This is a genomic window from Nonomuraea sp. NPDC003201, assembly GCF_053590415.1.
This window is the reverse complement of the sequence record NZ_JBSFTC010000053.1, coordinates 1-16,288: the sequence shown is the minus strand read 5'-3', so window position 1 is coordinate 16,288 and position 16,288 is coordinate 1. Positions and strand designations below refer to the sequence as shown.

The following is a 16,288-nucleotide window of genomic DNA, read 5'->3' as shown; positions in this document are numbered from 1 at the left end:
TGACCCGGCCTCAGTGACCCGGCCTCAGTGACCCGGCCTCAGTGACCCGCTGACGCCTGGGCCTGCGTGGCGTGCGCCCACAGGGTGAGCAGGGACAGCGCGGCGCCGGAGTCGACCGCCTCCGCGGCCCGCTTGTAGGCCATGCCCAGGGCGGGCGTGAGGTCGGGTGCGGGCGGCGTGCCCTCGGCGGCCACCACGGCGGCGGCCGCGTTGAGCAGGACGACGTCCCGCACCGGGCCCCGCTCGCCCGCGAGCACGGCCCGCGCCACGGCCGCGTTGTGCCGGGCATCGCCGCCGCGCAGGTCGTCCTGGCGCGACCGCGGGATCGACAGGTCGGCCGGGTCGAAGGCGGTCGGCGTGACCGTGCCCCGGCGTACGACCCAGATCGTGGAGGGGCCCGTGGTGGTGAGCTCGTCGAGCCCGTCGTCGCCCCTGAAGACCAGCGAGGAGCAGCCGCGCTGGGCCAGCACGCCCGCGATGACCGGCGCCATCCCCTGGTGGAAGACGCCGACCGCCTGGGCGGCCGGCAGGGCCGGGTTGGTGAGCGGGCCCAGGAAGTTGAAGACCGTGGGCACGCCCAGCTCGCGGCGCGGCCCGGCGGTGCGTCTCAGCCCGGAGTTGAACGCGGGCGCGAAGCAGAACGTGATGCCGACCTCGTCCGCGACCCTGACGACCGCGGCCGGCGGCAGGTCGATGACCACGCCCAGCTCCTCCAGCACGTCCGCCGCGCCCGCCAGCGAGGAGGCGGCCCGGCCGCCGTGCTTGACGACCTTGACGCCCGCGGCGGCGGCGACGATGGCGGCCATGGTGGAGATGTTCACGGTGTGGGCGCGGTCGCCGCCGGTGCCGACCAGGTCCACGGGGTCGCCGGAGACCCTGATCGCGGCCGATTTCAGGAGCATGCCGTCGGCCAGCCCGGACACCTCGGCCACGCTCTCGCCCTTGGCCCGGAGCGCGATCGCGAACGCGGCGATCTGGGCGTCCGTGGCCGTCTCGCCGATGATCTGCTCCATGGCCCATTTGGCCTGGAGCGAGGTGAGTGACCTGCCGTCGAGCAGCGTGGTGAGCAGTGCTGGCCAGGTGGTGGTCATGGTGAGCGCCCCTTTCGTCAGTGCTCGACGGGGGCGCGTACGACATGCGATCGGCCGCCTCGTCGAGGCGGCCGGTGCGTATGCGCTGGGAGGTCCGCCTAGGAGGCGGGCCACCACTGGGACGAATACGCGGTCATGCGTTCAAGATAGCAGACGCCGTGATCCACATAGGGTGGCGCGGATCTATGTCGTCGGCACCTATGCGTCGGGGCGCGGGCACCGCCTAGGGTTCGGGTATGGCGAAGGAGCTGACGGGGCGGACCGCGCTTGTGACGGGGGCGGGGGGCGGCATCGGGGCGGCCTGCGCCCGGCGCCTGGCCGCCGAGGGGGCGAAAGTACTGGTCGTCGACCTGCGGGCCGAGCCCGCCGAGAAGGTCGCCGCCGAGATCGGCGGGGTGGCGGTGGTGGCCGATCTGAGCGATCCCGGGTTCGTGGCGGCGCTGCCCGACGAGCCGGTCGACATCGTGGTGAACAACGCCGGCTTCCAGCACGTCGCGCCGATCGAGGACTTCCCGCCCGAGGTGTTCTCGGCGATCCTGCAGGTGATGGTCGAGGCCCCGTTCCTGATCGCCCGGCAGGTGCTGCCCGGCATGTACGCCAGGGGCTGGGGGCGGTTCGTGAACATCTCGTCCGTGCACGGGCTGCGTGCCTCGCCGTTCAAGTCGGCGTACACGACGGCCAAGCACGGGCTGGAGGGCTTCTCCAAGGTCGTCGCGCTCGAAGGGGCGCCGCACGGGGTCACCTCCACCTGCGTCTGCCCCGCCTACGTACGGACGGGGCTGGTCGAGGCGCAGATCGCCGACCAGGCTAAAGTGCACGGCATCGAGCCGGACGAGGTCGTCGAGAACATCATGCTGCAGCCCGCCGCGATCAAGCGGCTGATCGAGCCCGAGGAGGTGGCCGAGCTGGTCGCCTACCTCTGCGGCCCCGCCGGGTCGTTCATCACCGGCGTCTCCCTCCCGATGGACGGCGGCTGGACGGCGCACTAGTGCTACGGATCCCAGCGGCCGAGCCGCCGAGCGGAGTGAGGCCATGAGCACGCAGTTCCTGGAGTTGCTCGCGCGGGAGGCGTCGGCGGTCGAGTTCGAGGGGCCGATCATCGAGGCCAGGGCTCGCGGCGCGGACCCGGCCACGATCGAGGCGCTGGAGCAGGCCAAGGTCGAGGCGCTCAAGGTGCGTGACCTGCTCAAGCGGCGCGCCAGGCGTGAGGCCGAGCTGTCGGCCCTCTACGACACGGCCGGCGACCTGGCCGCGCTGCGCGACCTCGACGCCGTGCTGGAGGCCATCGTGCACCGGGCCAGGCAGCTGCTGGCCACCGACGTCGCGTACATGACGCTGCACGACCCCGAGCAGGGCGACACGTACATGCGGGTCACCGACGGGTCGATCTCGGCCAAGTTCAGGGCGTTGCGGCTGGCCATGGGGGCGGGGCTGGGCGGCCTGGTCGCGCAGACGGCCACCCCGTACTCGACGGCCGACTACTTCGCCGACGCCAGGTTCCGGCACAAGCACCACATCGACGAGGCCGTCACGGAGGAGGGCCTGGTCGCGATCCTGGGCGTGCCGCTGCGGCTGGGGCAGCGGGTGATCGGCGTGCTGATGGCGGCCAACCGCAGCGCGCGGCCGTTCCACCAGGAGGAGGTGTCGCTACTGGCCAGCCTGGCCGCGCACGCCGCCGTCGCGATCGACAACGCCAGGCTGCTGCAGGAGACCAGGAACGCGCTGGAGGAGCTCTCCCAGGCCCACAGGACCGCCAGGGCGCACGGGGAGGCCGTGGAGCGGGCCGCGCTGGCCCACGACCGGATGACCTCGCTGGTGCTGCGCGGCGGCGGGATCGAGGACGTGGCGGCCGTGGTGACCGACGTGCTCGGCGGCTCGCTGGCCGTGCTGGACGATCTGGGGCGGCCGCTCACGGGTGACGTGGGCGAGCTGGACGCCGGGGTGTTCGAGTCGGCGCAGGCGTCCAGGGCGCTGGGGCGTACCGTGCGGCGGGGAGACCTGCTGATCGCGTCGGTGGACGTCGGCGGGGAGCCGCTGTGCACGCTGATCCTGCGCAGCGACGACGCCGACGGGCGCATCCTGGAGCGGGCGGCGCTGGTGTGCGCGCTGCTGCTGCTGTTCCGCCGGAGCGTGGCCGAGGCCGAGGGCCGGGTCAGGGGCGAGCTGCTCGACGACCTGATCTCGCGGCCCGGCTCCCCCGGCCTGGCCGACCGGGCCCGGCGGCTGGGCGTCGATCTCTCGGCGCCGCACGTCGTGGTCGTGGTGCGGCATGAGGGCCAGCGGGAACGGGCCGCGTTCTGGGCCTCGTCGCAGGCCACGCTGCGGCACGGGCTCGCGGCCGGCCGGGCGGGCGAGGTGGTGCTGCTGCTGCCGGGGGCCAACGCGGGCGGCGTCGCGCAGCGCGTCGCCGCCGAGCTGAGCGCGTCGCTGCAGGTGCCCGCCACGGCGGGCGCGTCGAAAGTCTGCCTCCCCGGCGCGCCGGCCCGGCCGCCGGGCGGCGGCGAGCCAGGGGCGGGTGACGTGGCGGGCGACGTGGCGGGTGACGTGGCGGTGGCCTACCAGGAGGCGCGCAGGTGCGCCGAGGCGCTGATCGCGCTCGGACGGGCGGGTGACGGCGCGAGCGCGGCCGAGCTGGGGTTCGTCGGGCTGCTCGTGGGCGACGGCCGTGACGTGCACGGCTTCGTCGGGCGGGTGCTCGGCGCCGTGATCGACTACGACGCCCGCAGGGGCACCGCGCTGGCCGACACGCTGGCCGCCTACTTCGGCTCGGGCGGCTCGCCCTCCCGTACGGCCGAGGTCATGCACATCCACGTCAACACCGTCACGCAGCGGCTCGACCGGATCGGCAAGCTGCTCGGCGACGGCTGGCTGGAGCCGGAACGCGCGCTCGAGATCCAGCTCGCGCTCCGCCTGCACCGGCTCGGCCACACATCCACCCCATAGACTGTGGGCCCTGGCCCCATATAAGTGACGCCGGTCACTCCTTACCGTGACCGGCATGGCCACTTCCATCAAGAAGATCGTCGCCGCGAGCCTGATCGGCACCACCATCGAGTGGTACGACTTCTTCCTGTACGGCTCGGCAGCCGCCCTCGTCTTCAACAAGCTCTTCTTCCCCGAGTCCGACCCGCTCACCGGCACGCTGCTGGCGTTCCTCACCTACGCCGTCGGATTCGTCGCCCGTCCGCTCGGCGGCCTGGTCTTCGGCCACTTCGGCGACCGGATCGGCCGCAAGACGCTGCTGGTCGTCAGCCTGCTGACGATGGGCGCGGCCACGTTCCTGATCGGCTGCCTGCCGACGTACGAGACCCTGGGCCCGTCCGCGGCGCTGCTGCTGACCTCGCTCCGGCTCGTGCAGGGCTTCGCGCTCGGCGGCGAGTGGGGCGGCGCGGTGCTGATCGTCTCCGAGCACGGCGACACGGCCCGCCGCGGCTTCTGGGCCTCCTGGCCGCAGGCCGGCGCCCCCGGCGGCAACCTGCTGGCCACCGGCGTGCTGGCGGCCCTGGCCGCGTGGCAGTCGGATGAGGCGTTCCTGGCGTGGGGCTGGCGGGTGCCGTTCCTGCTGTCGGGCGTGCTGGTGCTGATCGGCCTCTGGATCCGCCTGACGATCACCGAGTCGCCGGTGTTCCAGGAGGCGCCGCCGGAGAAGGCGCCGCCCATCGTGGGCGTGCTGCGGCACCACTGGAAGGACGTGCTCACCGCGATCGGCGCGCGCCTCGCGGAGAACATCTCCTTCTACCTGCTCACCGTCTTCGTCATCACGTACGCCAAGTCAGTCAAGATCGAGAACTCCACCGTGCTGAACGCGGTGCTGATCGCCTCGGCCATCCACTTCATCACGATCCCGATGTGGGGCGCGCTGTCGGACCGGATCGGCCGCCGCCCGATCTACCTGGCGGGCGCCGCCGGCATCGGAGTGTGGATCTTCGCGTTCTTCCCGCTCGTGGACACCGGCAACTTCCTGGTGATCACCCTCGCCATCACCGTCGGCCTGCTCTTCCACGGCATGATGTACGGCCCGCAGGCGGCCTTCTTCTCCGAGCTCTTCGGCACGAGGATGCGCTACACCGGCGTCTCCATCGGCGCGCAGCTGTCGGCGATCGTGGCCGGCGCGCTGGCCCCGATCATCGCGGTCGCGCTGCTGAAGTCGTACTCGAGCAGCCTGCCCATCTCGGTCTACCTTGGTCTGGCGGCGCTGCTCACGCTGGGCGCGGTCTACGCCGCCCGCGAGACCCAGGGCAGCGACCTGGCCGAAAGGATCCACGCGCGATGAAGGTCACCACGCCCCGACTCACCCAGAACGTCCTGACCGTCGAGGGCAGGGACACCGGCGAGCCGGTGCTGTTCGTGCACGGGAACGTCTCCTCGGCCGCCTTCTGGCGCGACAGCATGGCGGCGCTGCCCGGCGGCTACCGGCCGCTCGCGGTCGACCTGCGCGGGTTCGGTGACAGCGACCCCGCGCCCGTGGATGCCACGAGGGGCCTGCGCGACTGGTCCGACGACCTGATCGAGCTGGTCGAGGCGCTGGACCTGGACGGGGTGCACCTGGTCGGCTGGAGCCTGGGCGGCGGCATCGTGCTGCAGGTCCTGCGCGACCGGCCGGCCGCCGTCAGGAGCGTCACCCTGGTCAACCCGATCTCCCCGTACGGCTTCGGCGGCACGGAGGGCCCGGACGGCCGCCTCACGCACCCCGACGGCACGGGAGCGGGCGCCGGCGCCGCCAACCCCGACTTCGTGGCCCGGCTCAAGGCGGGCGACATGTCGGACGAGTCCCCCACGTCGCCGCGCAGCGTCCTCCGCTCCTCGTACGTCAAGCACCCCGAGGTCGCCGACGAGGACTTCTACGTACGCTCGATGCTCACCACCCGCGTGGGCGAGGCCAACTACCCGGGCGACGCCGCCGCCTCGGAGCAGTGGCCCGGCGTGGCCCCCGGCAAGCTCGGCATCCTCAACGCCATCGCCCCCACCCACTTCCGCCTGGACGACCTCCACGAGATCGACCCCAAGCCGCCCGTCCTGTGGATCAGGGGCGCCGACGACGTGATCGTCTCCGACACGTCGTTCTTCGACCTGGCCCACCTGGGCGCGCTCGGCGTCGTGCCCGGCTCCCCCGGCACTCCGGCCCAGCCCATGGTGGCCCAGACCAGGGCCGTGCTGGAGCGCTACGGCCCGTACCGGGAGGCCGTCATCGACGACTGCGGCCACAGCCCGCACCTGGAGCACCCCGAAGAGTTCCGGCGCCTGCTGACCGCCCACCTCGGGGAGGCGTGATGTTCGTCGCGCTCACCTTGGTCGCGAGCCTGCTCACCCCGGCCCCGCAGCTCACGGTGCCGGGCGCGGAGCAGGCCGTGGTGGCCACGCTGGACGACCTGACCACGGCGGGCACCGCGAAGACCGGCCACACCGACCCGGCCGACTGGGCCGGGCTGCACTCGGCCGCCACGGTCAACCCGACGGGCGTGCCCGGCATCCAGATCGACGGCTACTTCCCTGACACCTCAACCACCAACGCCACGCACGGCTGGAACCACGACTCCCAGTTCGTGATCAGGCTCCCCGAGCACTGGAACGGCGGGCTGGTCGTCAGCGGCACCCCTGGCAACAGGGAGCAGTACGCCAACGACTACACGATCTCCGACTGGGTGCTGGCCAAGGGCTACGCGTTCGCCGCCACCGACAAGGGCAACGTCGGCGTGAACTTCCACGAGGACGGCCGCGATCCCGGCGACGCCATCGCCGAGTGGAACCACCGGGTCACCCAGCTCACGGTGGCCGCCAAGGCCGTCGTCAGGCAGCGGTACGGCAGGAAGCCCCAGCGCACGTTCGTGGCGGGCATCTCCAACGGCGGCTACCTGGTCAGATGGCAGCTGGAGAACCGCGGCTGGCTCTACGACGGCGGCGTGGACTGGGAGGGCACGCTCTGGCGGGTCAAGGGCGACAACCTGCTGAACTTCCTGCCGCCCGCGCTGAAGGCGTACCCGGACGAGGCCGGGGTGCGGGCGGCCGGGTTCGCGGCGGGCTCGGAGTTCCTGTGGCCGTTCCACCGGCAGTACTACTGGGAGCTCACCCAGCAGCTCTACCAGAAGGAGCTGGACCCGTCCTACCAGGGCGCGGCGGCGGACTACGACTACGACCGGCGCAAGCCGTACGCGGCCGTGGCGAAGATCGCGCTGACCGGCCGGATCACCAAGCCGCTGATCACGATCCACGGGACGCTCGACACGCTGCTGCCGATCTCCCGCGACTCCGACGTCTACGCGAAGATGGTCGGCCCGCACCGGCCGTTCCGCTACCACCGCGTCGAAGGCGGCAACCACCTGGACAGCCTGGTGGACGTCTATCCCGACAAGCTGAAGCCCATGCTCCCGGTCTTCAGGAGCGCCTTCGAGGAGCTGGAGGGCTGGGTCAGTCCTTGAGGTAGCGATGCCTGCCCGCGCGCGCCAGGCGCACCATGTGACGCGCGCCGGGCAGCCGCCTGCCGATGCGGTGCAGGACGGTGTCCCTGCCCATGGGCGAGCGCCGCCCCGGATCGACCGCGGCGGCGGGCCGTACCAGGATCTTGCCCCCGCGCACCTCCAGCGCGAACCTGAGCCCGATCTCCTCCTCCGCCGTGCGCAGCGACGTCAGCCAGGCGCCGGGGCCGAGCTGGTCGGGTGGCGGCATCATCCGCTTGACCGGCACCTTGGCCACGAGCTGTCCCGCGAGCCGGCCCGGCACCCCGGCCTCGACCAGGGCGGGCGCGCACACCTCGCGGCCGCGCCGCCCGGTGCTGCGCAGCACCAGCTCCAGCGGGGGTCCCCCGCTCGGCGGCACGTACGGCACCGGCAGCACGACGTACGCGTGCCCGTCGAGCCGTTTGACCTCCACCCCGCGCGACACCAGGGCGATCGACTCGGAGAACGAGCGCGGCTCGACGGCCAGGCCCAGGTCGCCGTGGTCGGTCCAGCACGGCACCACCAGGCGCGTCCTGGGCCGCTGGGCCAGCACGCCCAGGCAGTTGAGCGGGCCCGCCGAGCTGCCGACCCGGCTCCTGGCCTGGTTGGCGCCGCCGAACATGCGTACGTGCACCTCCCACTGGCCCGGCCTGAGCGGCTCGCCGACCGCGGCGGCGGTCACGTCCAGCCGGGCCTCGCCCCTGATCTGCACGCGCATCCGGCGGCGGCCGTCCTGGACGCGCTCCACGTGCTGGGTCAGGGGCAGGAAGTGGATCACTCCCGTCTCGGCGTGGCGCACGTACAGCTCGACGCGGGCCCGCTCGACCGCCTCGGTGACGTCGGTGACGCTCTCGTCCAGGGCCTTGGTCTCCAGCGAGCGCGGCGGGATCCAGTGCAGGCGCTCGCCGTCCTCCCGGTACCTGTCGGGCGTGCCGTCGCCCGCCAGGACCTCCACGGTCAGCGCGAGCACCAGCACGTGGGCGTCCCAGCGCATCTCGGTCAGGTCGGCGCGGAGCCCGGCGCGCTTGGAGGAGTTCGACAGGAGCACGATCTGGTCCAGGCGCCCCATGCGCACGTACGCGGCCACCACGCGCAGCTGGACGGGCAGGTAGCGGTCGAGCCGCTCCGGGAACCGCTCCTCGACCAGCTCCTGCACCACCCGGAAGTGCAGGCCCCGGTCCACCGACGAGTCGGCGAAGCGGGCGGTCAGCAGCGGGCGCAGGACGGCGTACCGGAACCAGTGGGCCTGCATGCGGTCGCGCTGGCGGCCCTCCCCCACGCAGGTCTCGATGTCGGTGAGCAGCGCGTCGAGCTCCTTGACCATGGCCCGCGGCTCGTCCTCGGCCCCGAGCCGGTCGCCGAGGTGGCAGCAGACGTGCTCGGCCAGCACGGCGATGACCTTGGCGTGCAGGTAGGCCCGCATCACGAACGCCTGCTCGGCCATCCTGCCGCCGGGCACGGTGAACCCCAGCTCGTGCTCCTCCAGGAAGGCGCGGCGGTAGAGCTGCTGCGGCACGAGCAGCTGGAGCAGGCGGTCGCGCAGGATGTCGGCGCGGGCCGTGCCGCGCTCGAAGGCGGCCATCGGCGGCCCGAAGTCGCGGATCAGGCGGCCGACCAGCACGTCGGCGTCGGTCTCCACGGCGCGCTCGTGCATGCGGGCGACCGCGTCCTTCTCCAGGCGGTCGCCCTGGTCGAGGAAGTAGACGTAGTCGCCGGCGGCGGCCGCGAGGCCCACGTTGCGGCCGCGCATGGGCGTCCCGGTGTGCGGCAGGTGCAGGACGCTCACGTTGTCACGGGTCGTGGCGATGGTGTCGAGGCGCTCGCCGATCCCGTCCGTGGAGCCGTCGTCCACGAAGATCACTTCGTACGCGTCCGGGGGCATCGTCTGCTCCAGGGCGGAGCGGATGCACGCGTCGGCGGTGGCCCCCGGATTGTGGACATTGACGATCACGCTGACCTTGACACCCATGCGGCCAGAGTGGGCCCGCATGCACGTTCGGGCGCGGCGGCTTGCCGATTAAAGAGGGAAAGTTGACCCTCTAATACCAACCCACCGACTGTGAGTGTCCCCAGGCGCCACAGGGCGTGCCGTAGCGGCCCTTGATGTAGCCGAGGCCCCACTTGATCTGGGTCGCGGCGTTGGTCTGCCAGTCGGCGCCCGCGCTGGCCATCTTGCTGCCGGGCAGGGACTGCGGGATGCCGTACGCGCCGGAGTAGCGGTTCATCGCCCGCTCGTTCCAGCCGCTCTCCTTCTGCCAGAGCCGCTCCAGGCAGCCCCACTGGTCGTCGCCCCAGCCCATGGAGGCGAGCATGGTCTTGGCGGTGGCCTTGTTGCTGCCCGGCGAGGGGTCGCTGCCCGGCGGGAAGTTCATCGCGGGGAACCCGTCACCGGCCGGCGCCTTCTTCGGCACCACCCAGTCGATGTCGGGGTTCTTGCCCGCGGAGGCCCGGCCGTCCTTGAGCTTGTCCGCCTTGTACGCCTGCTCGGCGGCGTTCTTGAGCGCGTCGTTCTGGGGGTCGGGCGTGTAGAAGCTGCCGCTCGCGATGGCGCCCAGCTGCTCGGGCGTGAAGGGCGTGACGGCCGGCCTCTTGGCGTTCTCCATGGCGCGGTAGGCGACGAAACCGCCACCACCGACCACGACCACCAGCGAGACGGTGGTGATCAGCACCGCTTTCACGCTCAGGCGCTTCTTGGGCCGGCGCGCCGGGGGAAGGTCTTCCTTCGGCGGGCGCTCACTCAACTGCGGACCAGGGCTCACGAACCATGAGCTTGCCCTGTACTGGGGGGTGGTTCGCAACCGAAACGCGGGAATCGCTTGGGACCCCGTTGGCTAACTTGCTGGTAACCGTGGCGTTTCCAAAATAGTGTGATATTGCTCACACAAAGGACAGCTCGCTCTCGGAGGCCCGCAAACCGAAGGGGGCCCGCTCCCAGGGTGCCTCGGCCACTTCCGTGTCCCATCTGTGACACGTCACAGTTTGGTGACTTAGTTCGGGCATTCGGGACATGGAATAATAATTTGTGCGTGGCAGGCATCCTCCTGGTTGAAGACGACCCCTCGGTGCGCACGGCTCTCGAGCTGGCGCTGACCCGTCAGGGGCATTCCGTCACCTCGTACGCGACCGGCGAGGAGGCACTCGACCACATCAGGGCCCGCCGCCCGGAGATCGCGATCCTCGACGTGATGCTCCCCGGGATCGACGGGATCGAGGTGTGCCGCCGCGTACGCAAGCTCGACCAGCTCCCCGTCATCCTGCTCACGGCCCGCGGCGACGACCTGGACGTGGTGGTCGGGCTGGAGGCCGGCGCGGACGACTACGTGGTCAAGCCGGTCGAGCCCCGGGTCCTGGACGCGCGCATCCGCGCCATCCTGCGCAGGGCCGAGTCCGCCGCCTCCGATCGCATCACCTTCGGCGACCTCGTGATCGACCGGGGCGCGCTCAAGGTCATGCTGGCCAACAAGGAGATCCACCTGACGCCGACCGAGCTGCGGCTGCTGCTGGAGCTCGTACGGCACCCGGGCCAGGTGCTCAATCGCCGCTACCTGCTGCGCGAGGTCTGGGACCACACGCACATCGCCGACTCGCGGCTGGTGGACGCCTGCGTGCAGCGGATCCGGGCCAAGATCGAGCCGAGGCCGGCCGAGCCCGTGTTCATCCACACGGTGCGCGGGTTCGGCTACCGCTTCAGCCCTCCGTGATCCCCCTGCCCACGGGACTGCGCGCCCGACTCGTCATCACGTTCACGCTCGTCGCCGTCACCGCCTCGCTGCTGGTCGCCACCATCGGCTTCGAGCTGGCCAAGACGGCCCTGGTGACCCGCGAGGAGAACACCTCTCTCGACCTCGTGATCAGAGAGCTGGGCAGCATCACGTTCCCCATCGGCAAGCTCGCGCCCGGCGAGGCCGCGCCGACCATCAAGGAGCTGGACCGGGTCGCCGCCGCGCTGAGCGGGCCGGGCCGCAGCGTGATCGTCGAGTACGGCACGTTGGTCTCCGCCGAGGGGCCCATGACCCTGAGCGACGTGCCCAACGAGCTCTACGGCCGGGCCAAGCAGAGCGTGGTCACCCAGCGCAAGGTCATCCGCAACCAGCTCTGGCTGATCGTCGGCGCCGAGGTCTACCGCGACGTCGACGGCGCTCCCCAGGCCACCGGGCTGCGCGCGTTCGCGTTCTTCCCGATGCGGGGCGACGAGAACCAGCTCAACACGCTCAGGGCCACGCTCGCCCAGGCCGGTGCCGCCATCGTGCTGATCGCGCTGGTCGTGGCGCTGCTGTCGGCCAGGCAGGTGCTGCTGCCGGTCAGGCGGCTGAGCGCCGCCGCGCAGGCGCTCGGCCAGGGCAGGCTGGACACGCGCCTGCCCGTCCACGGGCAGGACGAGCTGGCCGAGCTGACCTCCAGGTTCAACGACGCGGCCGCGGCGCTGGAGCTGAGCGTGTCCGAGCTGCGCTCGCTGGAGGCCATGTCGCGCAGGTTCGTGGCGGACGTCTCGCACGAGCTGCGCACGCCCCTGACCGCCATGACCGCCGTGGCCGACATGCTCTCCGAGGAGGCGGGCCGGCTGCCGGATGCGCCGGCGGAGGCCGTCCGGCTGGTCCTCAGGGAGATCGAGCGCCTGCGCGAGCTGGTCGAGCACCTCATCGAGATCAGCCGCTTCGACGCGGGCACGGCCACGCTCAACGTCGAGCCGGTGAACGTGGCCGACGCCATCGCGGACTGCCTGGAGGTGCGCGGCTGGACCGATCAGGTGGAGGTGAAGGCGTCCCAGGGCTTGACGGTGAACCTCGACCCGAGGAGGTTCGACGTCATCGTCGCCAACCTGGTCGGCAACGCGCTCAAGCACGGGCAGCGACCCGTCATGGTGAGCGCCAGAGGCACGGAGAACGGCCTGGAGGTGAAGGTGCGCGACCACGGCAAGGGCATCCCGCGCGAGGCGCTGGCGCACGTCTTCGACCGCTTCTTCAAGGCCGGCGCGGGCCGGGCCCGCAGCCAGGGCAGCGGCCTCGGCCTCGCGATCGCCAGGGCGAACGTCCACCTCCACGGCGGCACGATCTCCGTACGCCTGCAGAATCCCGGCACGCTCTTCACGGTCTGGCTCCCACACTCATGACCGCTCTCCGCGCTCTCGCGTTCGCCCTCCTGCTCGCCCTGACCGCCTGCGGCATCTCGCCCACGGACGTCCAGGACCGGGGGAACGCGCCCACCATCAAGATCCCGCCGCCGTCCAAGACGATCTTCCTGATCAGGAACGGCAAGCTCGCGCTGGAGGCGGCCGACGTCGAGAACGACACCGTCGCCAGCCTGCTCGGCGCGCTCTTCGCGGCCTCCTCGCAACCTCTGGACGGCGGCCGGGACACCGCGCTGCGCGGGTTCACGTACCTGGGGATCAAGGACTCGCTGAACCCCGTGCAGCGCGACGAGGTCCAGCTGCCCCGCACCTCGACGCTGACCGTCTACGTCAGGGGCGACGGCACGCTCACCAGGCTCGGCATGGCGCAGATCGTCTGCACGGCCCAGCAGGACGCGGCGTACGAGATGGTGAAGATCGTCCGGGAGAACGTGAACCGCCCCTCCCGGTCGGAGGGGCAGCACACCTGCGGCGAGCTCAAGTGATCACATCGTGATGTCCTCGAGCATCTCCGTCACCAGCGCCGCGATCGGAGAGCGCTCCGACCTGGTCAGCGTGACGTGCGCGAAGAGCGGGTGGCCCTTCAGCTTCTCCACCACCGCGACCACGCCGTCGTGCCGGCCGACGCGGAGGTTGTCACGCTGGGCCACGTCGTGGGTGAGCACGACCCGGGAGTTGGCGCCGATCCGGCTCAGCACGGTCAGCAGCACCCCGCGCTCCAGCGACTGAGCCTCGTCCACGATCACGAACGCGTCGTGCAGCGACCGGCCCCGGATGTGCGTCAGCGGGAGCACCTCCAGCATGCCCCTGTCGAGCACCTCCTCGATCACCTCGGGCGAGGTGATCGCGCCGAGCGTGTCGTAGACCGCCTGCGCCCACGGGCCCATCTTCTCGCCCTCGGTGCCCGGCAGGTAGCCGAGCTCCTGGCCGCCCACGGCGTACAGGGGGCGGAAGACGACCACCTTGCGGTGCTGGCGGCGCTCCAGGACCGCCTCCAGGCCCGCGCAGAGCGCGAGCGCCGACTTGCCGGTGCCGGCCCGGCCGCCCAGCGAGACGATGCCGATCTCCGGGTCCATCAGCAGGTCGAGCGCGATGCGCTGCTCGGCGGAGCGGCCGTGCAGGCCGAACACCTCGCGGTCGCCGCGTACGAGCTTCACCGACTTGTCCGGCTGCACCCTGCCGAGCGCCGAGCCCTTGGCCGACAGCAGCCGCAGGCCGGTGTGCGCCGGCAGGTCCCTGGCCTCCTCGAGGTCGGCGCTGCCCTGGTCGAAGAGCACCTCGACGTCCTCCGCGGTCACCTGGACCTCGGCCATCCCCGTCCAGCCCGACTCGTGTACGAGCTCGGCGCGGTATTCCTCGGCCGCCAGGCCGATCGAGGCCGCCTTGACCCGCAGCGGCAGGTCCTTGGACACCAGGACCACGTCGCAGCCTTCGGCGGCCAGCGAGCGGGCCACGGTCAGGATGCGGGTGTCGTTGTCGCCCAGGCGGAACCCGACGGGCAGAATCGACGGATCGCTGTGATTGAGCTCAACCCTGATCGTGCCGTCCCCCGTGGGCATCGCCTCATCGAGCCTGCCGTACTGGATGCGCAGGTCGTCGAGGTAGCGCAGGGCCTTCCTGGCGAAGTAGCCGAGCTCGGGATGATGGCGCTTCCCCTCCAGCTCGGTGATGACCACGATCGGAAGAACCACGTCGTGCTCGGCGAAGCGTGTCATTGCCGCCGGGTCGGCCAGCAGGACCGACGTGTCCAGCACATACGTGCGCTTGGCCGACAGGTGAGTAGGGTTGCTCGAGGACACTGCCACACGTTCTCCCCCGGGCGCCCATAAGCGCGAGCGCCCTGCAGACGAGGCGGGAATCGGACCGGACCCACATCCCCGACCGTGAGCTGCCGTCGGCGCCGGGTACCGGCCCCCTCGGCAGATCTTGGTGCAAAGGCGGGCCCTCTCCGAAATGTCCGGCCTGCGGTCGGACATTTACTACGTTACGTTCTGAATGCCCCGTTGTCGCGTCATGAACCGTAACGTCGATGTCTCGCAGCGTAGTCGCGCAGCGCCCGCAGGAAATCCACCCTGCGGAAGTCAGGCCAGTAGGCCTCGTGGAAGTAGAACTCAGAGTGAGCGCTCTGCCAGAGCATGAAGCCGGACAGGCGCTGCTCGCCCGAGGTCCGGATGAGAAGGTCCGGGTCGGGTTGGCCGCGAGTGTAGAGATGCTCCGCGATGTGCTCCACATCGAGCACCTCGACGAGGTCCTCGATGCTCGCCCCTTTGCTCGCTTGCTCCTGGAGCAGTGAGCGCACCGCATCGGCAATCTCACGCCTTCCTCCATACCCAACTGCAACGTTCACAATCAGGCCTGGACGGTGTGATGATGCTTCCTTTGCGTTTTTCAGGACATTCGCCGTGCGGTCCGGCAGCAGATCCAGCGCGCCGACCGGGCTGATCCGCCAGCCCTCGTCCACCAGCTCCTGCGTCACGTCCTCGATGATGCGCAGCAGCGGCTCCAGCTCCTCCTTCGGCCGGTTGAGGTTGTCGTTGGACAGCATCCAGACGGTGACGACCTCGACGCCCGTCTCACGGCACCAGCCGAGCAGCTCCGAGATCTTGTCCGCGCCCTTGCGGTGGCCGCTGGCGACGTCACGCATGCCCATCGCGCGTGCCCAGCGGCGGTTGCCGTCGATGATCACCCCGACGTGCCGGGGGATGATGTCCTTCGACAGCTTGGACTCCAGCCTGTGCTCATACAGCCGGTAGACCAGATCGCGCAGGCCCACGGAGTGCCTCCCCAGCGGTTGCCTTCGGTCGCATGACCCAACAGGCAATTATCACCGCGAATCGCCCGTGCCTGCTCCGTCTAGCGGATTCCTCGCCAGATCTCTACCTTCCAGACATCCTTCCGCCTCATCCACAAGGCTCCGGACGAACACCGACAGCTCCGACGACGTCAGCACCGCCCGCATGCCCACGCCCGTCGAGCCCCACGCCTCCACGTACGCCCTTCTGGTCAGCCGCCACTCGCCCTTGGCAGCCTGCCACACCGGGATGGTCCTGAGCTGGCAGCGCAGCTCCCCGCCGCCCACCAGGCCCGCTCTGGTGCGGTAGCGGAAGGAGAACAGCTCGCTGTCCGGGTCCTCGTCAGGGAACCTGTCGTCAGGGTCGGTCCACCGCTTGGCCGCTCCGCGTCCCTGCCGGGCCTCGTCCACGCCGCGCGCCAGGCGCGCGAGCAGCCAGCCGCACCGCTCCCCGACGCTCCCGTACGGCGTGCCGTCGCGACGCAGCTCGAGGGTGACCTCGTACGGCGTGCCGATGCTGTCCTTGCATGCCACTGGCGTGACGGTCAGATAAGAGCCGTCGACACAACGCAATCCCCCCATTCTCTGACGGTTTCCGGACGAATGCCTGCTAAACCGGCTATCCCTGATCCAACCCTGGCCGGTTGCGGCCACGCTCAGGGCAGGAATCGCGACCACCAGCGGGGTTTGGGCGGCGGATCGGCCATGCGGCCGCGCTCGCGCAGCCAGGCGGCGAAGTCGTCCGCGTCGGTGCGGTAGTTGGGCGGCGGCTCGCTGCGGGACCGCGCGTAGGCGGCGAACTCCGCGGGCAGGTCGGGGCCGGCCGCGGCGGCGGCGTCGGGCC

The 16,288-nt window shown here is 71.1% G+C and carries 15 protein-coding genes; 8 read left to right on the top strand and 7 right to left on the bottom strand.

Features of this window, described 5'->3' with window-relative positions:
• Positions 1–38 precede the first annotated feature (38 nt).
• The gene (gene trpD / locus ACWDX9_RS20795) at positions 39–1,091 is read right to left on the bottom strand and encodes an anthranilate phosphoribosyltransferase (RefSeq protein ID WP_363970795.1); all 1,053 of its coding nucleotides are present in this window, start codon (positions 1,089–1,091) and stop codon (positions 39–41) included.
• A 236-nt stretch (positions 1,092–1,327) separates the two neighbouring features.
• Here trpD and ACWDX9_RS20790 point away from each other — a divergent pair, with 236 nt between their 5' ends.
• The 5 genes from ACWDX9_RS20790 to ACWDX9_RS20770 are packed head-to-tail and all read left to right on the top strand — an operon-like array spanning position 1,328 to position 7,507.
• Entirely contained in the window at positions 1,328–2,080 is a 753-nt protein-coding gene (locus ACWDX9_RS20790; protein ID WP_449956257.1) for a 3-hydroxybutyrate dehydrogenase, read from the top strand.
• Between the two features lie 43 nt (positions 2,081–2,123).
• On the top strand, positions 2,124–4,034 hold the full coding sequence (locus ACWDX9_RS20785; protein ID WP_449956254.1) for a helix-turn-helix domain-containing protein: 1,911 nt from the start codon (positions 2,124–2,126) through the stop codon (positions 4,032–4,034).
• A 55-nt stretch (positions 4,035–4,089) separates the two neighbouring features.
• Positions 4,090–5,364, top strand: coding sequence for an MFS transporter (locus tag ACWDX9_RS20780; RefSeq protein WP_449956251.1), 1,275 nt, complete (start codon positions 4,090–4,092; stop codon positions 5,362–5,364).
• The gene (locus tag ACWDX9_RS20775; protein WP_449956249.1) at positions 5,361–6,362 is read left to right on the top strand and encodes an alpha/beta fold hydrolase; all 1,002 of its coding nucleotides are present in this window, start codon (positions 5,361–5,363) and stop codon (positions 6,360–6,362) included. Before ACWDX9_RS20780 ends, ACWDX9_RS20775 begins: the two co-directional genes overlap by 4 nt.
• A complete protein-coding gene (locus ACWDX9_RS20770; RefSeq protein WP_449956246.1) occupies positions 6,362–7,507 on the top strand; it encodes an alpha/beta hydrolase family protein in 1,146 nt (381 codons plus the stop codon). Before ACWDX9_RS20775 ends, ACWDX9_RS20770 begins: the two co-directional genes overlap by 1 nt.
• On the opposite strand, the gene ACWDX9_RS20765 is transcribed toward ACWDX9_RS20770, so the two are convergent.
• A complete protein-coding gene (locus ACWDX9_RS20765) occupies positions 7,497–9,494 on the bottom strand; it encodes a glycosyltransferase family 2 protein (protein WP_449956243.1) in 1,998 nt (665 codons plus the stop codon). The two genes, ACWDX9_RS20770 and ACWDX9_RS20765, sit on opposite strands and share 11 nt — an antisense overlap.
• 70 nt (positions 9,495–9,564) lie before the next feature.
• The gene (locus ACWDX9_RS20760) at positions 9,565–10,203 is read right to left on the bottom strand and encodes an aggregation-promoting factor C-terminal-like domain-containing protein (protein ID WP_449956241.1); all 639 of its coding nucleotides are present in this window, start codon (positions 10,201–10,203) and stop codon (positions 9,565–9,567) included.
• A 348-nt stretch (positions 10,204–10,551) separates the two neighbouring features.
• Between ACWDX9_RS20760 and ACWDX9_RS20755 the strand changes: the two genes are divergently transcribed.
• From ACWDX9_RS20755 to ACWDX9_RS20745, 3 genes are read left to right on the top strand one after another with little or no spacing between them, the layout of a single operon-like run.
• On the top strand, positions 10,552–11,226 hold the full coding sequence (locus tag ACWDX9_RS20755) for a response regulator transcription factor (protein ID WP_355197335.1): 675 nt from the start codon (positions 10,552–10,554) through the stop codon (positions 11,224–11,226).
• The gene (locus tag ACWDX9_RS20750; protein WP_449956238.1) at positions 11,223–12,635 is read left to right on the top strand and encodes an ATP-binding protein; all 1,413 of its coding nucleotides are present in this window, start codon (positions 11,223–11,225) and stop codon (positions 12,633–12,635) included. Before ACWDX9_RS20755 ends, ACWDX9_RS20750 begins: the two co-directional genes overlap by 4 nt.
• Positions 12,632–13,138 (top strand): hypothetical protein, encoded by a 507-nt coding sequence (locus tag ACWDX9_RS20745; RefSeq protein WP_449956235.1) that lies wholly within the window; start codon positions 12,632–12,634, stop codon positions 13,136–13,138. The genes ACWDX9_RS20750 and ACWDX9_RS20745 overlap by 4 nt, the downstream gene beginning before the upstream one ends.
• Here the strand turns inward: ACWDX9_RS20745 and ACWDX9_RS20740 are convergent, their stop codons facing one another.
• From ACWDX9_RS20740 to ACWDX9_RS20725, 4 genes are all read right to left on the bottom strand, one after another.
• Positions 13,139–14,407 carry a PhoH family protein gene (locus ACWDX9_RS20740; protein WP_394496445.1) on the bottom strand — a complete coding sequence of 423 codons (1,269 nt, stop codon included), beginning with the start codon at positions 14,405–14,407 and terminating at the stop codon, positions 13,139–13,141. It lies immediately after the preceding gene.
• A gap of 257 nt (positions 14,408–14,664) precedes the next feature.
• Entirely contained in the window at positions 14,665–15,426 is a 762-nt protein-coding gene (locus tag ACWDX9_RS20735; protein WP_449956233.1) for an isoprenyl transferase, read from the bottom strand.
• A 51-nt stretch (positions 15,427–15,477) separates the two neighbouring features.
• Complete coding sequence (locus ACWDX9_RS20730) at positions 15,478–15,978, bottom strand: hypothetical protein (protein ID WP_449956231.1); 501 nt, start codon at positions 15,976–15,978, stop codon at positions 15,478–15,480.
• A gap of 122 nt (positions 15,979–16,100) precedes the next feature.
• Positions 16,101–16,288: hypothetical protein (locus tag ACWDX9_RS20725; RefSeq protein WP_449956229.1), on the bottom strand; the 188-nt coding region annotated here is incomplete at its 5' end.

Excerpts from the sequence above, each read along its gene's own strand:
- trpD (WP_363970795.1), bottom strand. The coding sequence starts at position 1,091 with ATGACCACCACCTGGCCAGCACTGCTCACCACGCTGCTCGACGGCAGG.
- ACWDX9_RS20790 (WP_449956257.1), top strand. The coding sequence starts at position 1,328 with ATGGCGAAGGAGCTGACGGGGCGGACCGCGCTTGTGACGGGGGCGGGG.
- ACWDX9_RS20785 (WP_449956254.1), top strand. The coding sequence starts at position 2,124 with ATGAGCACGCAGTTCCTGGAGTTGCTCGCGCGGGAGGCGTCGGCGGTC.
- ACWDX9_RS20780 (WP_449956251.1), top strand. The coding sequence starts at position 4,090 with ATGGCCACTTCCATCAAGAAGATCGTCGCCGCGAGCCTGATCGGCACC.
- ACWDX9_RS20775 (WP_449956249.1), top strand. The coding sequence starts at position 5,361 with ATGAAGGTCACCACGCCCCGACTCACCCAGAACGTCCTGACCGTCGAG.
- ACWDX9_RS20770 (WP_449956246.1), top strand. The coding sequence starts at position 6,362 with ATGTTCGTCGCGCTCACCTTGGTCGCGAGCCTGCTCACCCCGGCCCCG.
- ACWDX9_RS20765 (WP_449956243.1), bottom strand. The coding sequence starts at position 9,494 with ATGGGTGTCAAGGTCAGCGTGATCGTCAATGTCCACAATCCGGGGGCC.
- ACWDX9_RS20745 (WP_449956235.1), top strand. The coding sequence starts at position 12,632 with ATGACCGCTCTCCGCGCTCTCGCGTTCGCCCTCCTGCTCGCCCTGACC.